Here is a 3,312-nt window from a genome sequence, read left to right on the forward strand (position 1 = left end):
AACGATGCAGAAGAAATATGTAAAATCGAACATGGTGGCTGAAGGCTTAGGTTGTGTGGTAACTCCCTAATGGTTTTCAGTCACCTTTTTTTCAAGTTAATTTCTTATCCGCGATTCAGGTTAATTATTATCTTTTGCTGCGACAAGATCAATATCATCATCAACAGCCATATATGATGTATTAAATCCAAAAAATAATAATTCAGCCATCACTGCAAACTCGCCAGCCTTGCCCGTATACAGTGCATTAACTGTAGGTGGCGGTGGAACAATATCAGGTACAACTTTTTTGATTTTTAATCTGTAAATTCCCCCGTCTTGGAGCACCTTTAGAATTTTTTGGTTTTGTGAACTCTGATTTTGTTTTATATTTGTCAATATCCTTTGAAAGTATCGAAGAGATTTTCTTAGATAAAACATCTAGATGCTGCTGAGTATGAGGATATTTCGCTACGATTGCTTCTGCTATTTGATCAACATGCATTTCTTTTCGCGCTTCCTTCATTACTTCTTTAATTTGCTCAATAAACTCCATCTCTCCCCCCATAAAATAGTCATAGTTAAGTTTTTATATCTTTTTTAAAAACTTATAAATATAGAATATTAGAAAATATAAAATAATTATTTTATTAGCATTTTAAATAACCCAAAAAAGCCCCCTTTCGGAGGCTTTTCTTTTTAAAGAATCACAACTTAGGCTTTCGCTGTAGTTGCCTCTTTAACATCAATTTTATCACTGTCGTTTTCATGCATGATCAATGCAACAGCGATCGCAGTAATCAGTACAGGTAAACCTACCGCCATAAAGTTGAAATGCGCAGGTAAATTCATACCGAGCAAACCACCAATCAAAATTGGCCCTACAATCGCGCCCATACGACCAATTGCAGAAGACCAACCAATACCCGTCGAACGTACAGCAAGTGGGTAATACTGCGCCACATAGCTGTACAGCAGCATTTGCGAACCAATAGACGCAGCACCAGCTAATAACACCAAGATGTATAGCAAGAACTGATTTGACTGGAAGCCCATCAAGCTCATCACAATCGCGCCCATCATACCCAAAACCATCAACACAGGTTTTAAGTGGAAACGGTCAGCTAAAATACCACCGCCAACAATACCCACAACTGCGCCCACGTTCATGACCATCATGAACATTAAGCTGTTATCCATAGAATAACCGGCTGCCATCATCAGTTTTGGTAACCAGCTGCTTAGCGCATACATGGTCAATAGGCACGTAAAGAACGCCACCCAAAACAGCAATGTATTTACGGCACGACCACGGCGGAACAAACTCACCACGTTAGCAGCTTCAGGCACGCTTTCTTGAGGCAAAGTGAACACTGTATTTTCAGTCACTTTCACTTCAGGTGCTAAGCGCTTCACGATACTGCGGGCTTTTTCCTGTTTGTTTTCTTTCACCATAAATGCCAAAGATTCTGGTAAAAATCTCCAAATCACAGGTAAAAGGAAAAGAGGAATACCCGCAATAAAGAACATGATTTGCCAACCAAAGTCAGGGGTGAACCATGAACCTAAAAGTGCCGCCATCACACCACCGACTGCATAACCACTAAACATCGTCGTTACCAGTGTGCTACGCATCTTCTGCGGCGCGTATTCAGACGTTAAAGCCACAAGGTTAGGCATTACACCGCCAATCCCTAAACCAGCCAAGAAACGCAAAATACCAAATTCTGTTGGATTCGACGCAAAACCACCGGCAAAGGTCAAACCACTAAATAAAACGATACAGATCATAATGACTTTTTTACGGCCAATCTTATCCGCTAAAGAACCAAAGAACATGGCACCAAACATCATGCCTGCGAGCGCAGTACTGGCAAGCATCCCCGCTTGCATTGCACTTAAGCCCCAGTCTTGCATCAATAATGGTAAAACCACGCCATTAATCGCTAAATCGTAGCCATCAAATAAAATAATCAATAAGCACCAAGCCACTACATTGAAGTGGAACGGGGTAAATTTAGCCTTATCGACTACAGAATTTATGTCTATTTTTTCCGTTGTCATCGTTCTCATCTCCCATGAGTACTTGTCCATAACATTCATTGAATTTTTAAGTAAAATTCAACAGCCACGGAATATACGGAACAGTGTTTTCTAGGGATATTAGACGTATGTTTAATAAATCTAGTCGCTTATAAGTACATGTTAATTGTGTTATTTTTCATGCTTTAGTTTAATTATTAAACATTATCAATATATGATTATTTAACTGATTTTTTTAAATAATAATACCCTTATTTTCAGGCCTAATTCTTCTATTCTTTCATTAAACTTCAGAACGACACACCATCATTTATTTCTATCTTTAGTTTAGAAAAATTTTAAATGTCTAAAAAACAAACGCAATTACATCTTTAGAAAAGCTCGCTTTAACGCACTTGATTGTTTTAAAAACATTTATAGCACTGAGATTAAGCGATCACCAGCTTACAGCGAAATCCACGAGACGCATAATATGACTGCGCGCCATTATGGTAGCTAAATACATGATCATAACGTCGATCACAAAACAGTGCCCCGCCCTTTTGCCGAATATCCGCTGGCGTCACAATCCAGCTCGAAGTCTTTAAATCGAAATGAAAAACTTGCTGTATCGCTCGATAGTCTTCTTCTGTCAGTAGCTCAGCACCGATGTCTCGCACCATATCTATAACGTTATTTTGGGGAGGATGATCCTTCCGATTCTCCAAGGCATCACGGTCATAACACAAGCTTCGTCTAAGCTTTGGTGACTCTAAGCTGCAATCATAAAATATCAGGTCTTGAGATTGCTGATTCAGCGTCACAATATCTGGCTCACCGCCTGTTTTTTCCATTTCGATTAAAATTTTTAGTTTTGAGGGCTGTGCTATCAATTGTTTTTTTACATCATCCCAAAGTAATTCTGGATGCCGCTGCATATTTGCCTCAAAGCGTTGCTGCAATATCTCTAAAATAGAGACTTTATCGAGATCTTGGAGCATTTGCACATCCTATTGTTTTTATACCTTGGCGACTAAACTTCACTATAAAGAATATAGGCTTGCCTTGATGTAAATTTTTAGCGCTGTTTAGCCTCATTCTTTTTTAATATCTCTCGTTTTCCTATTTTTTGAATTTGCTTCTCTTATTATTTTTCTATTTTGATAACTTTCCCTTTTTCCCCGCATAAAAAAACACCCCCTGACGTATCAGGGGGTGTTTCGAATAATGAGCTGGCGATGACTTACTCTCACATGGGTAACCCCACACTACCATCAGCGCTAAGAGGTTTCACTTCTGAGTTCGGGAAGG

3 protein-coding genes are annotated in these 3,312 nt (G+C 39.0%); all 3 read right to left on the minus strand.

Features of this window, described 5'->3' with window-relative positions; genetic code table 11:
- Positions 1–274: 274 nt before the first annotated feature.
- The 3 genes from FTU65_RS15970 to FTU65_RS15980 all read right to left on the minus strand — a co-directional run bounded on the left by FTU65_RS15970 (position 275) and on the right by FTU65_RS15980 (position 3,002).
- Positions 275–535, minus strand: coding sequence for a hypothetical protein (locus tag FTU65_RS15970; RefSeq protein ID WP_180009690.1), 261 nt, complete (start codon positions 533–535; stop codon positions 275–277).
- Positions 536–693: 158 nt separating this feature from the next.
- On the minus strand, positions 694–2,043 hold the full coding sequence (locus tag FTU65_RS15975; RefSeq protein ID WP_180009691.1) for an aromatic acid/H+ symport family MFS transporter: 1,350 nt from the start codon (positions 2,041–2,043) through the stop codon (positions 694–696).
- A gap of 407 nt (positions 2,044–2,450) precedes the next feature.
- Complete coding sequence (locus tag FTU65_RS15980; RefSeq protein WP_180009692.1) at positions 2,451–3,002, minus strand: DUF4256 domain-containing protein; 552 nt, start codon at positions 3,000–3,002, stop codon at positions 2,451–2,453.
- Positions 3,003–3,312: the final 310 nt, after the last annotated feature.

Origin of the sequence: Acinetobacter sp. YH12129 (assembly GCF_013418685.1) — a bacterium.
In the GTDB taxonomy this organism is placed as follows: domain Bacteria; phylum Pseudomonadota; class Gammaproteobacteria; order Pseudomonadales; family Moraxellaceae; genus Acinetobacter; species Acinetobacter amyesii.

Bases quoted from the DNA above. Each gene is read 5' to 3' on its own strand.
- FTU65_RS15970 (WP_180009690.1), bottom strand. From the start codon at position 535: ATGGAGTTTATTGAGCAAATTAAAGAAGTAATGAAGGAAGCGCGAAAA.
- FTU65_RS15975 (WP_180009691.1), bottom strand. From the start codon at position 2,043: ATGACAACGGAAAAAATAGACATAAATTCTGTAGTCGATAAGGCTAAA.
- FTU65_RS15980 (WP_180009692.1), bottom strand. From the start codon at position 3,002: ATGCTCCAAGATCTCGATAAAGTCTCTATTTTAGAGATATTGCAGCAA.